The sequence below is a fragment of the Acidobacteriota bacterium genome (assembly GCA_018268895.1).
In the GTDB taxonomy this organism is placed as follows: Bacteria; Acidobacteriota; Terriglobia; order Terriglobales; family Acidobacteriaceae; genus Edaphobacter.
In genome coordinates this window covers 660245-675170 of the sequence record JAFDVP010000001.1, presented here as the reverse complement: position 1 = coordinate 675170, position 14926 = coordinate 660245, and the positions used below count along the sequence as shown (strand labels likewise).

At 60.7% G+C, this 14926-nt stretch carries 15 protein-coding genes and 2 tRNA genes; 7 read left to right on the top strand and 10 right to left on the bottom strand.

What is annotated here, in order from left to right; all coding sequences use genetic code 11:
* Positions 1–9 precede the first annotated feature (9 nt).
* On the top strand, positions 10–696 hold the full coding sequence (locus tag JSS95_02960; protein MBS1798763.1) for a M48 family metallopeptidase: 687 nt from the start codon (positions 10–12) through the stop codon (positions 694–696).
* Between the two features lie 136 nt (positions 697–832).
* Positions 833–1558 carry an aquaporin Z gene (gene aqpZ, locus JSS95_02955; protein MBS1798762.1) on the top strand — a complete coding sequence of 242 codons (726 nt, stop codon included), beginning with the start codon at positions 833–835 and terminating at the stop codon, positions 1556–1558.
* Between the two features lie 205 nt (positions 1559–1763).
* On the opposite strand, the gene JSS95_02950 is transcribed toward aqpZ, so the two are convergent.
* Positions 1764–2627 carry a prolipoprotein diacylglyceryl transferase gene (locus JSS95_02950; GenBank protein MBS1798761.1) on the bottom strand — a complete coding sequence of 288 codons (864 nt, stop codon included), beginning with the start codon at positions 2625–2627 and terminating at the stop codon, positions 1764–1766.
* 71 nt (positions 2628–2698) lie between these two features.
* On the opposite strand from JSS95_02950, the gene hpt reads away from it, so the two are divergent.
* Both hpt and JSS95_02940 read left to right on the top strand, forming a co-directional pair.
* Positions 2699–3274: a hypoxanthine phosphoribosyltransferase gene (hpt, locus tag JSS95_02945; protein ID MBS1798760.1), complete on the top strand. Its 576-nt coding sequence runs from the start codon at positions 2699–2701 to the stop codon at positions 3272–3274.
* 244 nt (positions 3275–3518) lie between these two features.
* Positions 3519–3869: a hypothetical protein gene (locus tag JSS95_02940; protein MBS1798759.1), complete on the top strand. Its 351-nt coding sequence runs from the start codon at positions 3519–3521 to the stop codon at positions 3867–3869.
* Between the two features lie 32 nt (positions 3870–3901).
* Here the strand turns inward: JSS95_02940 and JSS95_02935 are convergent, their stop codons facing one another.
* The 3 genes from JSS95_02935 to JSS95_02925 form a co-directional block, all read right to left on the bottom strand.
* Complete coding sequence (locus JSS95_02935) at positions 3902–4303, bottom strand: transcriptional regulator (protein MBS1798758.1); 402 nt, start codon at positions 4301–4303, stop codon at positions 3902–3904.
* Positions 4300–4569, bottom strand: a complete 270-nt coding sequence (locus tag JSS95_02930) for a type II toxin-antitoxin system HigB family toxin (protein ID MBS1798757.1) — start codon at positions 4567–4569, stop codon at positions 4300–4302. The genes JSS95_02935 and JSS95_02930 overlap by 4 nt, the downstream gene beginning before the upstream one ends.
* Before the next feature lie 63 nt (positions 4570–4632).
* A complete protein-coding gene (locus JSS95_02925; GenBank protein ID MBS1798756.1) occupies positions 4633–5682 on the bottom strand; it encodes an LLM class flavin-dependent oxidoreductase in 1050 nt (349 codons plus the stop codon).
* Between the two features lie 358 nt (positions 5683–6040).
* Between JSS95_02925 and deoC the strand changes: the two genes are divergently transcribed.
* The gene (deoC, locus tag JSS95_02920) at positions 6041–6817 is read left to right on the top strand and encodes a deoxyribose-phosphate aldolase (GenBank protein ID MBS1798755.1); all 777 of its coding nucleotides are present in this window, start codon (positions 6041–6043) and stop codon (positions 6815–6817) included.
* 114 nt (positions 6818–6931) lie between these two features.
* Positions 6932–8812: a GAF domain-containing protein gene (locus JSS95_02915; GenBank protein ID MBS1798754.1), complete on the top strand. Its 1881-nt coding sequence runs from the start codon at positions 6932–6934 to the stop codon at positions 8810–8812.
* A gap of 156 nt (positions 8813–8968) precedes the next feature.
* On the opposite strand, the gene JSS95_02910 is transcribed toward JSS95_02915, so the two are convergent.
* Entirely contained in the window at positions 8969–10057 is a 1089-nt protein-coding gene (locus tag JSS95_02910; GenBank protein MBS1798753.1) for a hypothetical protein, read from the bottom strand.
* Between the two features lie 98 nt (positions 10058–10155).
* Here JSS95_02910 and aroA point away from each other — a divergent pair, with 98 nt between their 5' ends.
* Positions 10156–11493 carry a 3-phosphoshikimate 1-carboxyvinyltransferase gene (gene aroA / locus JSS95_02905; protein MBS1798752.1) on the top strand — a complete coding sequence of 446 codons (1338 nt, stop codon included), beginning with the start codon at positions 10156–10158 and terminating at the stop codon, positions 11491–11493.
* A 24-nt stretch (positions 11494–11517) separates the two neighbouring features.
* On the opposite strand, the gene JSS95_02900 is transcribed toward aroA, so the two are convergent.
* From JSS95_02900 to JSS95_02880, 5 genes are all read right to left on the bottom strand, one after another.
* Complete coding sequence (locus JSS95_02900) at positions 11518–12585, bottom strand: glycosyltransferase family 9 protein (protein MBS1798751.1); 1068 nt, start codon at positions 12583–12585, stop codon at positions 11518–11520.
* Positions 12586–12692: 107 nt separating this feature from the next.
* Positions 12693–13217, bottom strand: coding sequence for a bifunctional nuclease family protein (locus tag JSS95_02895; protein ID MBS1798750.1), 525 nt, complete (start codon positions 13215–13217; stop codon positions 12693–12695).
* Positions 13218–13219: 2 nt separating this feature from the next.
* A complete protein-coding gene (gene miaB / locus JSS95_02890; GenBank protein ID MBS1798749.1) occupies positions 13220–14593 on the bottom strand; it encodes a tRNA (N6-isopentenyl adenosine(37)-C2)-methylthiotransferase MiaB in 1374 nt (457 codons plus the stop codon).
* A gap of 46 nt (positions 14594–14639) precedes the next feature.
* A tRNA-Glu gene (locus JSS95_02885) sits at positions 14640–14716 on the bottom strand.
* 25 nt (positions 14717–14741) lie between these two features.
* Positions 14742–14818: transfer RNA gene (locus JSS95_02880), tRNA-Glu, on the bottom strand.
* Between the last annotated feature and the right edge of the window lie 108 nt (positions 14819–14926).

Genomic DNA, 14926 nt, shown 5'->3' with positions numbered 1-14926 from the left:
TTATCTAAAGTGCCATCTCCCCTCGTTGCCATCTTTGAGGAGCAATACCGCGCCCTGCGGCCGCGCGCGCCCATGCCTCCGTTCGACATCCGCTTCCGGCGCTTCACCTCGCTCAACACCACCATCCGCCTTCGCGAAGGCCGCCTCCACGTCCGCCTCTCCGACATCCTCGAACACGCGCCCGAGTCTGTGCATCACGCTATCGCGCACATCCTGATCGCCAAGATCTACAAGAAGCCCATTGCTCCCACCTACGCCGACCGCTACCGCCGCCACGTCTCATCGGAAGCCGTCTCGCGTCAGGCCGAACACGTCCGCCAGACCCGCGGGCGCAAACGCATCCTCACTCCACAGGGCCACCACTTCGACCTCAACGAGGTCTTCGACACGCTCAACGCGCGCTTCTTCCACGGCCTGCTCGGCCGCCCCGTGCTCACCTGGAGCGCGCACCACGCCCGCCGTATGCTGGGCCATTACGACGCCGCGCACAACACCATCGTCGTCAGCCGCGTCTTCGACCGCCCCGACACACCGCGCGTCGCCGTTGAATACCTGCTCTATCACGAGATGCTCCACCTCAAGCACCCCGTCAGCGTCAAGGCCGGACGCCGCTGCGTCCACTCGCGCGAGTTCCAGGCCGAGGAGCGCCTCTTCCCTCACCTCGAAGAGGCCAAGGCGTATCTGCGCCGCCTCTGACCGGAATCTTCACCGCCCGCTCTCGCCACCGTGCTACCATCCTCCCGTCCGGAACTCACGTTGCGGATGCGCGATAGCACGCCGTCGCGCCCTGGGCCTGAACCGTCGCTAAATACATTCTGGGAGGATTTGCCTCATGCCGCTCTTCAAACGTGCGTCTGCCGAGTTTTTCGGGACCTTTTGGCTCGTCTTCGGAGGCTGCGGAAGCGCAGTGCTCGCTGCGGCCTTTCCGCAACTCGGCATCGGCTTCACCGGCGTCGCGCTCGCTTTTGGACTCACCGTGCTCACCATGGCCTTCGCCATCGGACACATCTCCGGCTGCCACCTCAACCCGGCAGTCTCCTTCGGACTCGTCGCCGGCAAGCGCTTCCCCGCCTCCGAGCTTCCCGCCTACATCGTCGCCCAGGTCGCCGGAGCGATCGCAGCTTCGGGCGTGCTCTACCTGATCGCCAGCGGCAAAGAGGGCTTCTCGCTCTCCGGCGGCTTCGCCTCGAACGGATACGGCGCTCACTCACCCGGCGGTTACAGTCTTCTCGCCTGCCTCGTCGCCGAGGTCGTGCTGACCTGCTTCTTCCTGCTCGTCATCCTCGGCTCCACCGACGACCGCGCCCCCAAGGGCTTCGCCCCCATCGCCATCGGCCTCTGCCTCACGCTGATCCACCTGGTCGGCATCCCGGTTACGAACACCTCCGTCAACCCCGCGCGCTCCACGGGCCCCGCACTCTTCGTTGGCGGATGGGCCATCCAACAGCTATGGCTCTTCTGGGTTGCGCCGATCATCGGAGCGATCGTCGGAGGCCTTATCTACAGCGGGCTGTTCGGCATTCCGCAACCGCCGGTACGCGAAGAGATGTCGCGCTAAAACGGGAAGCGGTTCCCTCTGGAAAGGAACCGCTGTTAGACAGTGTCATCCTGAGCGAAGGGTTCGCAGTTTTTAGCGAACCCGAAGTCGAAGGACCTGCATTTTTTCCCATGCCTCGTAGATTTCTTGCTGGGGCGGGAGAAAATGCAGGTCCTTCGACACGCCTTCAGCTCGCTCAGGATGACAAGTTGATTGAGGGATGGCTTTACGTCCGCGAGTCCTTCGCCAACTCCGGAGCCCACTGCACATTCTTCGCCCGGGCGAAAGCGATCAGCAAAGCTCCCGCGACCACCGAACCCAGAGCCGCCGCCTGCGCGTTGCTCATGCCGAAGTAGAGCTTTGGGTTCACGCGCACAAACTCCACCAGGAAGCGCCCAATGCCGCTGATCACCAGGTACTCGCCCGTGATCACGCTCACCGGCAGGTGCTTCTTTCCCCGCTGCCACAGCCACCATGCCAGCGCCGCCGAAAACAGCAGCTCGTACACCGGAGTCGGCTGCACCAGGTCAGGCGTCGGAACCAGTGCGTCCGGCTTCATGTGCACGCCCCACGGAAGCGTCGTCTTGATGCCGTAGTCGCCATCGCCCGACAGCAGGCAGCCGATCCTGCCCACGCCATACCCGATCGCCGCAGCCGGGGCCGCCAGGTCGAGCATCCGCAACCCGCCGACCCTCTCGCCCTGCGTGCCTTTCAACGATCCCTTGAACCGCGCGGACCTCCCCTGCCACATCAGCATGGCGATCCCCGCCACCATTCCGCCGAACCACGCGAACCCAGCCTGGAACCAGTGCAGGAAACCCATCAGCACATCCAGCGGATGTCCCCAGCCTGGGGCCGCGATGTGGCGCATCGCCGCCTTCAACTCATCAACGCTCTGCAACTCGTGCCACGTCTTCGCGCCGACGACCCCGGCAATCACCACAAACGCCACCACGCTCAGCGCATCGGCGTCCACGCCGTTGCGAACGAAGTTCTTGTGCAGCACGATGGTTCCCACCACCGCCGCCAGCCACAGCAACAGCCCAAACGTACCCAGGTGCACCGGGCCGATATCGATATACGGATACATAATCCTCGCTTGCTTCTTAGAAGTATAGGCGACGCTTGGCCTCGGGCCCGCCTTCGCGCTACCCTGCTGGTATGCCTCCAAGCACGACGCCTGCCCCGACCGCCTTCTTTCCCGCACCCGAGACCATGGATGTTCTCTTCACCAAAGAAGAGATCGCACGGCGCACGAAAGAGATCGGCGCGCAGATATCCAAAGACTACGAGGGCCAGTCCATCGTCCTCATCGGCGTGCTCAAAGGCGCCGCCATCTTCCTCTCCGACCTCGCCCGCGCCATCAAGGTCGACAACACCTTCGACTTCGTCGCCGTCTCCAGCTACGGCCGCGCCCGCGTCTCCTCCGGCGCCGTCAAGCTCATCAAGGACATCGACAACCCCATCGAGGGCAAGCACGTCATCATCGTCGAGGACATCCTCGACACCGGCCTGACGCTGAACTACCTGCGCGGCCTCATGCTCCAGCACAAGCCCGCCTCACTCAAGATCGCCACCTGCCTCGACAAGCCCGAGCGCCGCCTCGTCCCCATCGAAGCCGACTACGTAGCCTTCAAGATCCCCAACCGCTTCGTCATCGGCTACGGCATGGACTACGCCGAACGCTATCGCGGAGTAGACGACATCCGCCTCTTCCCCGAAGACGCGGCACACTAGGATGGATCGTTCGATTTTTCTATTGTGGTGTTTGCTTGGATTTGGCATAGCACTAGCCGTTCTCCTTCCACTCGGCCCCAACCGTCGAGCGTGCATCCCGCCACTTGCTTGGTGGTTTTGCATAATCGTCGGCTCCGTTACTTGCATGTACGGGCTGTCCCACTCGACTGCGCCATCGTTCGCTCCTCGGATTACGACTATCGGCAAGGCATCCGATTGTGTTGAGCAGAGGTTCGGCAGAAGCTTGAAGTTCGTATTTGGCTTCATTCCTGAAGGCGGTAATCCTACCAACATCGAAACGCAAATTATCATGCCACATTGGGGCAATCCTGAAATATTCAATGGACGCACGCTGCGAATCACCTACCTCAATGACACATCTCGAAGCGAGAGCAATGAAGCAGTCGATATTAAAATCCTGAGCGGCGATAACGCTGGGTGGCATGATTCTCTAGATGCACGCCCACTCGGAATATGGCTTGCAATCCCCATAGGCGCGGCGATTGCGGGGTTCGGATATTTCGGTGTCAGGTATAGGAAGGACGATTTAAAGAAGGCAGGAGAGCCGGATGCTCCATTCATGCCACAGGCATGAGTGGGCAATAGGCAATCGCGAGATCCAACCCACTAGAAGAACATCTCCGGTGAGACGTGGAACCTCTCACTCAAGCGGCGAATCTGCTCTTTGTTCAACTCCCGCTTCCGATTCATCACCTCGGAGACGATGCTCGGGGTTCCGAAGACATCCACAAGGTCCTTCTGCTTCAACCCATGCTGATCCATCAGAAACTCGATCACTTCGAGCGGCGACGACCGCGGCAGATCATAGTGCTTCTCCTCGAAGTCTTCAATCAGCACCGTCAGCAGGTCTGCGAGCTCCCGCTCCGCCTCCGTCAACTTCTTGTGCCGCTTTTCGAGCTCGTACAACGCCGCAATGTAGCTCTCGTTCTGCTCCTCCGTGCGGATCACACGAGGAGGAAACTTCGCCAGCAACGCCGTATATGCCGGACTCACTGCAAGTGCGCTCATGACTTCCATCCTCCTCTGTCGTACTGCCGTATATACACTCGGCCAGTCGTGTAGTTGATCTCCGCAATCAGCCGGAAGCTATTCCCCTTGATGTTGAATACAGTGAACCGGCCAACCCCATCGGCCGAAGGAAATACTCTGCGAATGTCCTCCAGTGACTTCCACTCCGCTCTCTTCGCAATGCGATACCACACATCGAGAGGAGCTGAAAGATCACTATGCTTCTCCACCGCCTCCAGCAGCCTCTTGCGACTTATAACGTGCAAACAGCTTCTCCGAGTCGATCTTCTTCTGCCTGCTTTCAGTAAACTTCGCAAATTGCGAATCTGTCAAGCTCCTTTATTTCCCAGCCCAAACTCCCGCGCCAGCAGCTCATAGCTCTTCAATCGCTTCGCATGGTCCCAGACGATCGTATTCACGATCAGCTCGCCAATCCCCAACTCGCCAGCCATCTGCTCCAGCCGCTCTCTAACCTTCGCGGGAGTCCCCACAAAGTACCGTGGCCACTCGCCCTCCTCCATCGGAACCTCGCTCAACAGCCGAAGCTCCCTCAGCGCGTCCTCAGGTGAGGCCACAGGACTGCGGTCGCCCAGCCGTATCCGCCGCTGCAGCAGCCTCACGCTTGCTGCAAGATACTCGGCCTCCTCCTCCGTCTCCGCGCAGATCGCTCCTACAGCCACCGTGGCCTCCGGCTGAGCCAATCGTATCCCCGGCCGGAAGTGCCGCGTGTACGCCTCGATGGCATCCCGCGTCTTCACCGGCGAGAAGAAGTGCGCGAACGCATACGGCAGCCCGAACTCCACCGCCGCAGCCGAGCTCCACATACTCGACCCCAGCATCCATACCTCCGGCCCGGCATTGTGCCCATTCACTGTGGGAGCAGGCATCGCCTTCACCCTACCGAACGGATGCCCTGCCGGAAACTCGTCCTCCAGGAATGCCAATAGCTCCGACACCTGCTCCGGAAAATCGTCCTCCATCGCCGTCTTGCGGCTGCGGCGCAGCGCCATCATCTCGGTCGGTCCGCCGCCAGGCGCGCGGCCAATCCCAAGGTCTACACGACCGGGATAAAGCCCGTACAGCGTCCTAAAGACCTCGGCCACCTTCAACGGCGTGTAGTGCGGCAGCATGATGCCGCCCGAGCCGACCCTGATCCGCTTCGTCTCCGCGCCGATCCGCGCCAGCATGATCTCCGGAGCCGTGCACGCCAGCGTATCCATCGCATGGTGCTCCGACATCCAGAACCGCGTGTACCCCAGCTCGTCCACCCGGCGCGCCAATGCAATCGAGTTCCGCAGAGCATCCCCCGGCTCGCTCCCCGCAGGCACAGGCGACTGGTCCAGCACCGACAGCCTCAAACTCTTCTTCTCACCACTCATACCCATCAGATGACGGGCCACCCTTAGACGACCCTCGAACTATCACCCACCCTAAACCTGGCGCAACACGACCGGAAACCGGCAAAACGCTGTCAATCGATGAAATTAGTAAATTATTTTAAATCAACAACATCCATGTGCACATTTCATCATGCACATCCGCTACACTTAGAGCTCAGCATCAAAACAGCCCGGGCAACGCAGTCAATACCGGCTCCCGGGATACCCGCCCCCATAAGTCCAACATCTTCAAGATTTTGTGCAGGCCGCACAAGGGGGAAATACCCCGTATCGGCCAACACCGTGCGCCATATGATAGAAAGGGCGGCGGCACGAACACCGCCTCTCAAGGAGAACCATGAGCAGCCCGTCTCACGCAGAAACCCAGATCTTCGACGCCCAGGCCTTTGCCGCTCACACACTCTCCTCCCCGCAGAACCTCGCCGCTGTTCTTGACCACACGCTGCTCAAGCCCGACGCCACCCGCACCCAGGTGCTTCAGATCTGCGACGAGGCGGCGACGCATAAGTTCGCCTGCGCCATGGTCAACTCCACCTGGGTCAACCTCGCGGCAGATGCCCTTAAGGGGACGGGCATCCCAGTCGGCGTCGTCGTCGGCTTCCCTCTCGGCGCAACGCTCTCGGCGTCCAAGCGCGACGAGACCGCGCGCGTGCTCAAGTACGGCGCGCACGACGTGGACATGGTGCTGAACATCGGCCTGCTCAAGAGCGCGACCCCGGCCGACTACGAGGCCGTCAAGCAGGACATCCGCGGCGTCGTCGAGCTGGCCCACGGCGCGGGAGGGATCGTCAAGGTCATCCTCGAGACCTGCCTGCTCACGTTCGAGGAGAAGCTGCGCGCATCCGAGCTGGCTCTCTCCGCCGGGGCCGACTTCATCAAGACCTCGACCGGGTTCTCCACCGGCGGCGCGACGGTCGACGACATCGCCCTGATGCGCGGCGTCGCCGGCAACCGCGCCGGGGTCAAGGCCTCCGGGGGCATCCGCTCGCTCGCCGACGCCAGCGCCATGCTTCATGCCGGAGCCACACGTATCGGCGCCAGCGCGAGCGTCAAGATCGTCAACGAGCTGGCTGGAAACGAACAGGCCTCGGCCTCTCCCGCTGCCGGTTATTGAATGCTTGCAGACGGCGGGATGCGCGGAGGAGACACCACGAACCTGAAGTGACACATCCTGAACGAAAAACCAGCAGTCCACCCCAGCACCTGAGGAGTATGATCGGCTCTTCCCATGTCTAATGCGGACAAACAGCGACGCGCCAACCCTCCCGCAGCGCCGGAAACGGCTCCAGGGGGAACACAGGGCCACGCTTTTGAAGGCGACTATCGTCCGAGCGCCGATGAGGCCTCGCAGCCGTCGAATATCCGCGTCGAGCCCGTCCACCAGGTTGAGTTCCTTCACTCCCTCGCCGACGCCCTGAACACGACGCTCGACCTGAACACGCTGATGCATCGCGTCGCCGACCTGGTCCGCGCCGTGATCGACTATCGCATCTTTGCCATCCTGCTGTTGAACGACCGCACCCAGGAGCTGTGGATGCGCTTCCAGATCGGCCATACGCCAGAGGTTGAACGCACACGCGTCAAGATCGGTCGCGGCATTATCGGGCAGGCAGCGCTGCACCGTCAGACGCTTCGCATCGACGACGTCACGAAAGACGAGCACTATATCGCAGCGAACCCCAACGTTCGCTCCGAGCTGGCCGTGCCGCTCATCGTCAAGAATCGCGTCATCGGCGTCCTCGATCTTGAGTCCGAGACACGCGGCTTCTTTACCACCGAACATCAGCGATTGCTCGAGATGGTCGCCTCGCGCATGGCGGTAGCTGTAGAAAATGCGCGGCTCTACACTCGCGTCTCCCGCCAGGCGCAGACGCTGACCGTGCTCAACGAGATCTCGCGCGAGATCACCAGCATCCTCGACCTCGACGACCTGCTCGAACGCATCGGCCAGTTGCTCAAGCGCGTCATCGACTTCCAGATGTTCACCATCCTTCTCTGGAGCGATCGCACGGAGCAGTTTGTGCATCGCTTCAGCTCGCGGTATGGCGAACGGGTCGAGCGCGAGCGCAGCGTCTCGCTCGGCGAAGGCATCATCGGCAGCGCGGCGCAGTTGCGCGAGCCGATCCTCGCGCCCGACGTCCGCAAAGATCCTCGCTACGTCTCCGCGAACCCCGAAACGCGCTCGGAACTTTCTGTGCCGCTGATTTACAAAGGCAAGGTCATCGGCGTCATCGACCTCGAACACACGCGCGTCAACTACTTCAACGAAGACCACCAGCGCACACTCACCACGCTCGCCGCGCAGGTTGCCATCTCGATCGCCAACGCCCGGCTCTACCAGCGCATTCACGAGGAAGAGCAGCGCATGGAGCGCGAGTTGGACATGGCGCGCAAGGTGCAGCTCCGCCTGATGCCTCCCAGCCCGCCGCAACTCGAGCACGCGGAGTTTGCCGCGAAGTTTTACGCTGCGCGCTCAATCGGCGGTGACGTCTACGACTTCCTCGACTACGGTCCCGGCCGCGTCGCTCTCGCCGTTGGAGACGTTAGTGGAAAGGCTGCGCCTGCGGCGCTTTACGCCGCACTGGTCAGCGGCATTCTGCGCTCGCTGGCCACACAGCATCTCTCTCCGGCGGCGATGCTGGGCGCGCTCAACGATCAGTTGCAGGAGCGCAAGCTCGACTCGCAGTACGTGACCATGCTCATCGCCCTGTGGGACGACTCGAACCAGACCATCCAGATCGCCAATGCCGGGTCGGTCCAGCCGCTGTTCGTCTCCGTGAATTCGGCCGGGGCGAGAACATCGGTCGACATCAAGACCATCCAGGCAGAAGGCTTCCCCCTCGGCCTCTTTCCAGACGTCGAGTACGAGGAGTTCACCCTCTCGACGCGGCCTGGCGATCTCGTGGTCTTTTTCTCCGATGGAATTCCCGACGCAGAGAACGCGCGCGGCGACATGTTCGGAACAGAACGCCTGGCGAAGGTGCTCAAATCGCTGCGCATGCCGACCGCGCACTCGGCCGCAGACGCGATCCTCGACGCGGTGACAAAGTTTCAGTCCGGCACGGAGCACTTCGACGACGAGACCGTCGTCGTGCTCCGGGTCCGGTAAATCGGTAATTGGTCAGTTTGAGATTTCTCAGTCGCCAGCTTAAGTCTCGTCATTCTGAGCGCAGCGAAGAATCCCTGTAGTTCATCTTTAGCCGAGACAACTACTGAGATTCTTCGCTGCGCTCAGAATGACGGCTTAACTGACTCACAAGCGAACCTACTGATTCGCAATCTTTGGCTCGATCTGTTTATATCCAACAGGAATATCAAACTTTGAGGCATCGACCGAAGCCTGAGAGAAGCCCGACATCTGTGTGTTCGATTCCACAAGCACGGCCCACGCAGGTTCGCCGTTTGCCTTGTTCGCATCCGGTGCAGGCTCCGCGGCCTTCTTCTTTTTGCCGAAGCCACCGAAGCCGCCAAGCCCCAGGCTGCTGGTAATCGCAGATGCAGCGGAGTCCTTCGCAACCTGCCCAGCGCTTGGTATGTCCGGCGACTTCGTTTGCGGCAGCGGGGCCTCTGATGCCGCCGGCAACGGAGTACCGTCTGCGGTTGTACCCATGCGCATCACCTGTTGGACTGGAATGCCCTTGAGTTTGGACATCTCCTTCACCATGTCTGCCATCGCCTTACCTGCTCCCGGTTGCGAGGCAAGCATCGCCGGGTTGATCGAATCGCTGAAGACCTCGCCCATCTTCTCCGCAAAGCGCCGCTGAAAGTCGCGAACCTCACTGTAGCCTGGGACCTCGGGCGCCATCCACATATCGTTCGTGATCGCCATTGAACCTGTCTGCCCGGACTTCTTGTCGGTTGCATTCATCGCCATACTCAGAATGGCTTCACTAGCGCTGATGCCTTCGACGTCCTTCGTAGCCCCGGTGTTCCGCACCTTCACATCGAACGACATGTCCGTATCCGATGGATTGGCTCCTGAGTCCGTTTGTGTCTGCTTCTGTTCCTTCGCCCTGTTCATCGCATCCTGAATCTGCTGCTTCATCTGCTGAAAGGTCATCGTGGTGTACTGCTTTTTCTGGTGATCGATGGTCGTGATCGTCTCCTTGTCCAGGTCAACGATCTCTGTGTGCAGCGAGTTGCTGCGAACCTCACGATTGCCCTTGATTATTACCGTTGAAACGATGGGCTCCGCCGCTTGACGAGCCTGCTTGCTGAAAACGCCTGCCATCTTCATCATTCCGACAACGGCTCCGCCGGTGATCTGTGTTGTCTCGGTGTAACTGAAGTCTGCATGGAGTGCGGTCGGTAGCACGCACAGAAGAACTGGGGCGATATACCTGGTTCTCATCATCCTGCTCCTGGTAGCAAAAGTTCGATGCAAGGCCCGGTCTATCTTGAGTTCCGCTGAAGTGTATCAACAGGAACGGAGAAGCGGTTAGGATAAAGGTAATGTCTTCCACGATTACCCAGCCGTCCGCTTCGACCACCCAGATCGTCCGCCCCTCCCGCAGCTTTCAGGGCTCGGTGACCGTTCCCGGGGACAAGTCCATCTCGCATCGCTACGCCATGCTTGCTGGCTTTGCCGAGGGCACCAGCCGTCTGACGAACTTTTCCACCGGGGCCGATCCGCATTCGACACTCGGCTGCATGGAGGCGCTGGGCGCAAAGGTCGTCAAAGGGCCCGGCACTTCGGTCGAGGTCACCGGCGTCGCCGGAGCATTCCAGCAGCCGAAGGCGGAGCTTGACTGCGGCAACTCCGGCAGCACGATGCGTATGCTCGCCGGGCTCATCGCGCCGCACCCGCACACCTTCACCATGATCGGCGACCACTCGCTGACGATGCGCCCGATGGAACGCATCCGCAAGCCGCTGGTAGCGATGGGAGCGAAGATCGATCTGGTCGACGGCCACGGGCCGATGACAATCCACGGCGGCCCGCTGAATGCGATCGACTTCGAGACGCCGATCCCGTCCGCGCAGGTGAAGACGGCGGTGCTGTTCGCAGGCTTGCAGGCAAAGGGCACAACCAGCCTCTCCGAGGCCGTGCGCACACGCGACCACTCCGAGCACGCTTTGAAGGCCTTCGGTGCGAAGTTGACCCGCGAGGCCGCCGGGGCCGATGGCGCAACAAAGCTGAGCATCGCGGGAGGGCAGCACCTGAAGGCCATCGACGCGACCGTGCCTGGCGACATCTCGTCGGCCGCTTTCTTTCTCTGCGCCGCACTTCTCTTCCCCGATTCGAACCTCGTGCTCGACTCGGTAGGCATGAACCCAACGCGCGCGTCGTTGCTCGACGTGATCACCACGCTCGGCGGCAAAATCAAGGTCCTTACGGTCGAAGAGCGTCACGGCGAGATGATCGGCACCATCCAGGTGAACCGCGATGCCGCTGGCCTGAAGGGAGCGGAGATCACAGGCGCGCTCTCGGCACAGATCATCGACGAGCTTCCCGTCATCGCAGCCATCGCCCCTTACACACGTGATGGCGTCATCATCCGCGACGCGAAGGAGCTGCGTGTCAAGGAGTCCGACCGCATCGCGCTTGTGGCAAAGAACCTCAAGGCCATGGGGGCCGAGTTCACCGAGTACGAGGACGGCCTCGCCATCCCCGGCAACCAGCAGCTACACGGAGCCGAGATCGATTCGGGCAGCGATCACCGCATCGCCATGGCATTCGCCGTCGCCGCTCTGCGCGCAAGCAGCGAGAACATTATTCACGGAGCAGAGGCTGCGGCGATCTCCTTCCCGGAGTTCTTCCCGTTCCTGAACGAGCTGAGCAAGCGGTAGCCCTTGCAGCTCGGATAGCAAGGCTCAGCCGCGTCTCCGCTCATAGAGTGATTCGCGCGGAAAACGTGCGAAAAGACCCTCCAACGCAGCGATCACCTCTTCGATGGAAACCTCGTCGATGATGTACCCCTCCGGGGCCTTCTCCATGTCCTTATTTTTAAGGATGCAAAATCTATCGTCGTTCAGAGGCAGCCACTCCAGCGGAGGCGACCAGGCCGGCGCTATGATTGCCATCGGCAGCCCTGCCGCACGGCCTATATGCATCGGCCCGGTATCGAGCGAAAGGCCTATATTTGCCAGGCTCATCAGAGCAGTAAGACCCGGCAGCGTCGTCCTGCCAGCAACGCTGGTTGTGGAGAATGGAAGCCCATTCCGGAGCTCATCAATGGCTCCGCTCTCGGCCTCTGTTCCAATGAACAGGATATGCGCGCCATAGCGTTCGTGAAGATATTGCGCGACCGCCCGGAATCGTTCCGCGCGCCAACCCTTACGCTGGGTCACGCTGGTCTGTGTAACGAAGATCGCAACCGGTTGAGTCTGCCCGATCCCTGCATTCCGTATCGTCTCTCTCGCCGATGCCAGGTCTGCTTCGCTAAAGAAAATCTCGGGCTCAAAGTGCTTCGGCGTGTGCCCCAGGGCATCTATTATGCGGAGGTTATTCGCAATCTGGCTCTGACGAGCGTCAAATGTCAGCGGAGCGCGGTAGAGTGCTGGAGCCAGTGCAAAACCAACCCGTGTCGTCGCTCCGCAAAGCACAGCGTGAATCGCAATCAGGCTCCGCTCATTGCCGGTTGATGTGATCGTAGCGAATGACCCCGTTTCAAAAGGGATCTTTCCCCGTAAGGCTTTTACCGCTCCTGAAAAATTCTTGACTGGACTCGGTGTCTCAATGAGGTGATCGACCCCCGGATGATTTCGCAATATCTCCAGCGCAAATCCGCTGGCAGCGACAGCAATGCGGCATCCGGGAACTGCGTGCCGAAGCGCCGGAATCAGGGGCGTCGCGTGGATGGCCGTTCCCAGTGCCGACGGATACTGCAAGAGAAAAAAGTTGTCTATCTCGCTGAGAGGGCCACGAAACTCGCGGCCCATGGCACGCTCCACACCGTGGATGCCCCTGAAGACCCCATTTTTCACTGATTGAACCAAGCTCAAGAACGGTTACCTGCGTCGGTCGAGGACTGGAGGAGCATCAACAACTACATCTTATAGCGGCCCATCTCGTCGTCGTTCAGGTTTTCGAGCCAGCGGCGCATCTCTTCGGCGTTTACCGTCTGCGCCCCGGTGGCAGACTGCCGCGAGTTCTCAAGCACCTCGCGGTTGACGTAGATGGGGCAGTCCCAGCGCAGGGCAAGAGCAATCGCATCGGAGGGCCGCGCGTCCATTGCCACCGTCTCGCCGGCATGATCGAGCCAGATGACTGCGTAGAACGTGTCGTCGCGCAGCTCCGAGACGACCACCTTGCGCACCTCGGCGTTCAGGTTGCGCGCCATGTTCTGCATCAGATCGTGCGTCATCGGCCGGGGAGTCGCGGTCTTCTCCAGCTCGAGCGCGATGGCGTTGGCCTCGAAGATGCCCACCCAGATCGGCAACACGGCATCGCCGGCAACATCCTTCAGCACGATGATGGGCATGTTCGTGACCGGGTCCATCATCAGCCCGCGAATCTGCATCTCGATCTCGTCGGGGGCGCTCGCGTCGGAATGGATAGCCTGGGTAGTCATCTTCAATTCAGTACGACGAACGGCTGTGGCTCAAGGATAGCCTGAAACGGAACCGCACCGGCGACTGCTTCGCCTACAAGACAGTTCGGCATCGTCTTCGTGATCTCGATTGGAAGGTAGCTTCCAATCGGTGGCTGCGGAGAACCGGGGGCCATCGTAAAGTTCACCGTCTTATTCTGCGACGAACGTCCAACGACCTGCCCTCGCGCGGTGTTGTAGCTTTCGACCATCACCTCAACCTGACGGCCGAGGTGACGCGCATAGTGCTCGCGCTGGATCTCGCGTTGGCGATCGTTCAGGATGCGAAGACGCTCGTTCTTGACCTCCTCTGGGATGCTGTCGGCCATCGTCACCGCCGGAGTGTTCGGGCGTGGTGAGAACTTGAACGCGAAGACGGCATCGTAGCGAACGGCATCGAGCAAAGTGATCGTCTGCTCGAAATCGGCGCCGGTCTCTCCGGGGAAGCCGACGATCATGTCGCTCGTGATGCTGATGTCGCGCTTGGCATTGTGAATCCAGCTCATGCGCTCGAGATACCAGTCGCGGGTGTACTCGCGCGACATGGCCGCCAGCACGCCGGAAGAGCCGGACTGCACCGGAAGATGGATATGATCGCAGAGCGTCGGCGTCGCGTCGATTGCGTCGACAATGTCGCGCGTAAAATCGCGCGGGTGCGACGTGGTGAAGCGGACACGCCTGATACCGGCGATGTTTCCTACAGCGGTGAGCAGTTCGGCAAAGCTGAGGCGGCCTGAAGGGTCGCGCCAGGAGTTCACGTTCTGGCCCAACAACTGAATGTCGGTGTAGCCTTGGTCGGCCATGCGGCGCGCCTCGACCAGCACAGAGGTCGAGGTGCGTGAGCGCTCCTTACCGCGTGTGTAGGGCACAACGCAGTAGGCGCAGAACTTGTCGCAGCCTTCGATGATGGTGATGTAACCGCGGTGCGGGTTGGAGCGAACCGTGAACTCCGTGTCGAAGGTCTCGTCGGTCTGGCGGTCGTCGAGTCCGGTGATGCGCGTCTCCCCCGCCTCCAGTCTGGCAAGCATCCCGCCCAGGTTCCGGTACGAGGCGCTGCCCGCAACCAGCGAGACATACGGCGCGCGCTCGAATATCTTGCTGCCCTCCTGCTGGGCGACGCAGCCCAGCACGGCGAACTTCTTGCCCTCGCCCTGCATGGCTTTGTACTCATTCAGCCGATGAAAGACCTTCTGCTCCGCCTTGTCGCGGATGGAACAGGTGTTGTAGAGGATCAGCCCAGCCTCGGCTTCATCGGCGACTTGTGTATACCCTTCGTGCTCCAGCGTGCCGATGACCTTCTCCGAGTCATGGGCGTTCATCTGGCAGCCGAAGGTCTCAATGTAAAACGTCTTGCTCACAGGGATAAGTATATCTCTCGTGTGGATAGCTTTATCGTGTAGGGTTTGGTAGCGCCAACGGGGATCGAACCCGTACTCTCAGCCTTGAAAGGGCCGCGTGTTAACCAGTTACACCATGGCGCCAAAGGCATCGAGGAACTGATGGATTTGGTAGCGTTACCGGGGCTCGAACCCGGACTCTTCGCCTTGAGAGGGCGACGTGTTAACCAGTTACACCATAACGCCAGAACCGACATCAGCAGGAGGATTTTCTCTCCAGCACAGTTATTGAGTATAGCACATTCCGGTGTCTCAGCTCCGTGTTCCTGGCGATAGGATTCATCGGCAGAGTGC

Coding starts and splice junctions, on each gene's coding strand:
- aqpZ (MBS1798762.1), top strand. CDS start 833: ATGCCGCTCTTCAAACGTGCGTCTGCCGAGTTTTTCGGGACCTTTTGG.
- JSS95_02950 (MBS1798761.1), bottom strand. CDS start 2,627: ATGTATCCGTATATCGATATCGGCCCGGTGCACCTGGGTACGTTTGGG.
- hpt (MBS1798760.1), top strand. CDS start 2,699: ATGCCTCCAAGCACGACGCCTGCCCCGACCGCCTTCTTTCCCGCACCC.
- JSS95_02935 (MBS1798758.1), bottom strand. CDS start 4,303: ATGAGCGCACTTGCAGTGAGTCCGGCATATACGGCGTTGCTGGCGAAG.
- JSS95_02925 (MBS1798756.1), bottom strand. CDS start 5,682: ATGAGTGGTGAGAAGAAGAGTTTGAGGCTGTCGGTGCTGGACCAGTCG.
- deoC (MBS1798755.1), top strand. CDS start 6,041: ATGAGCAGCCCGTCTCACGCAGAAACCCAGATCTTCGACGCCCAGGCC.
- JSS95_02915 (MBS1798754.1), top strand. CDS start 6,932: ATGTCTAATGCGGACAAACAGCGACGCGCCAACCCTCCCGCAGCGCCG.
- JSS95_02910 (MBS1798753.1), bottom strand. CDS start 10,057: ATGATGAGAACCAGGTATATCGCCCCAGTTCTTCTGTGCGTGCTACCG.
- aroA (MBS1798752.1), top strand. CDS start 10,156: ATGTCTTCCACGATTACCCAGCCGTCCGCTTCGACCACCCAGATCGTC.
- JSS95_02900 (MBS1798751.1), bottom strand. CDS start 12,585: ATGGGCCGCGAGTTTCGTGGCCCTCTCAGCGAGATAGACAACTTTTTT.
- JSS95_02895 (MBS1798750.1), bottom strand. CDS start 13,217: ATGACTACCCAGGCTATCCATTCCGACGCGAGCGCCCCCGACGAGATC.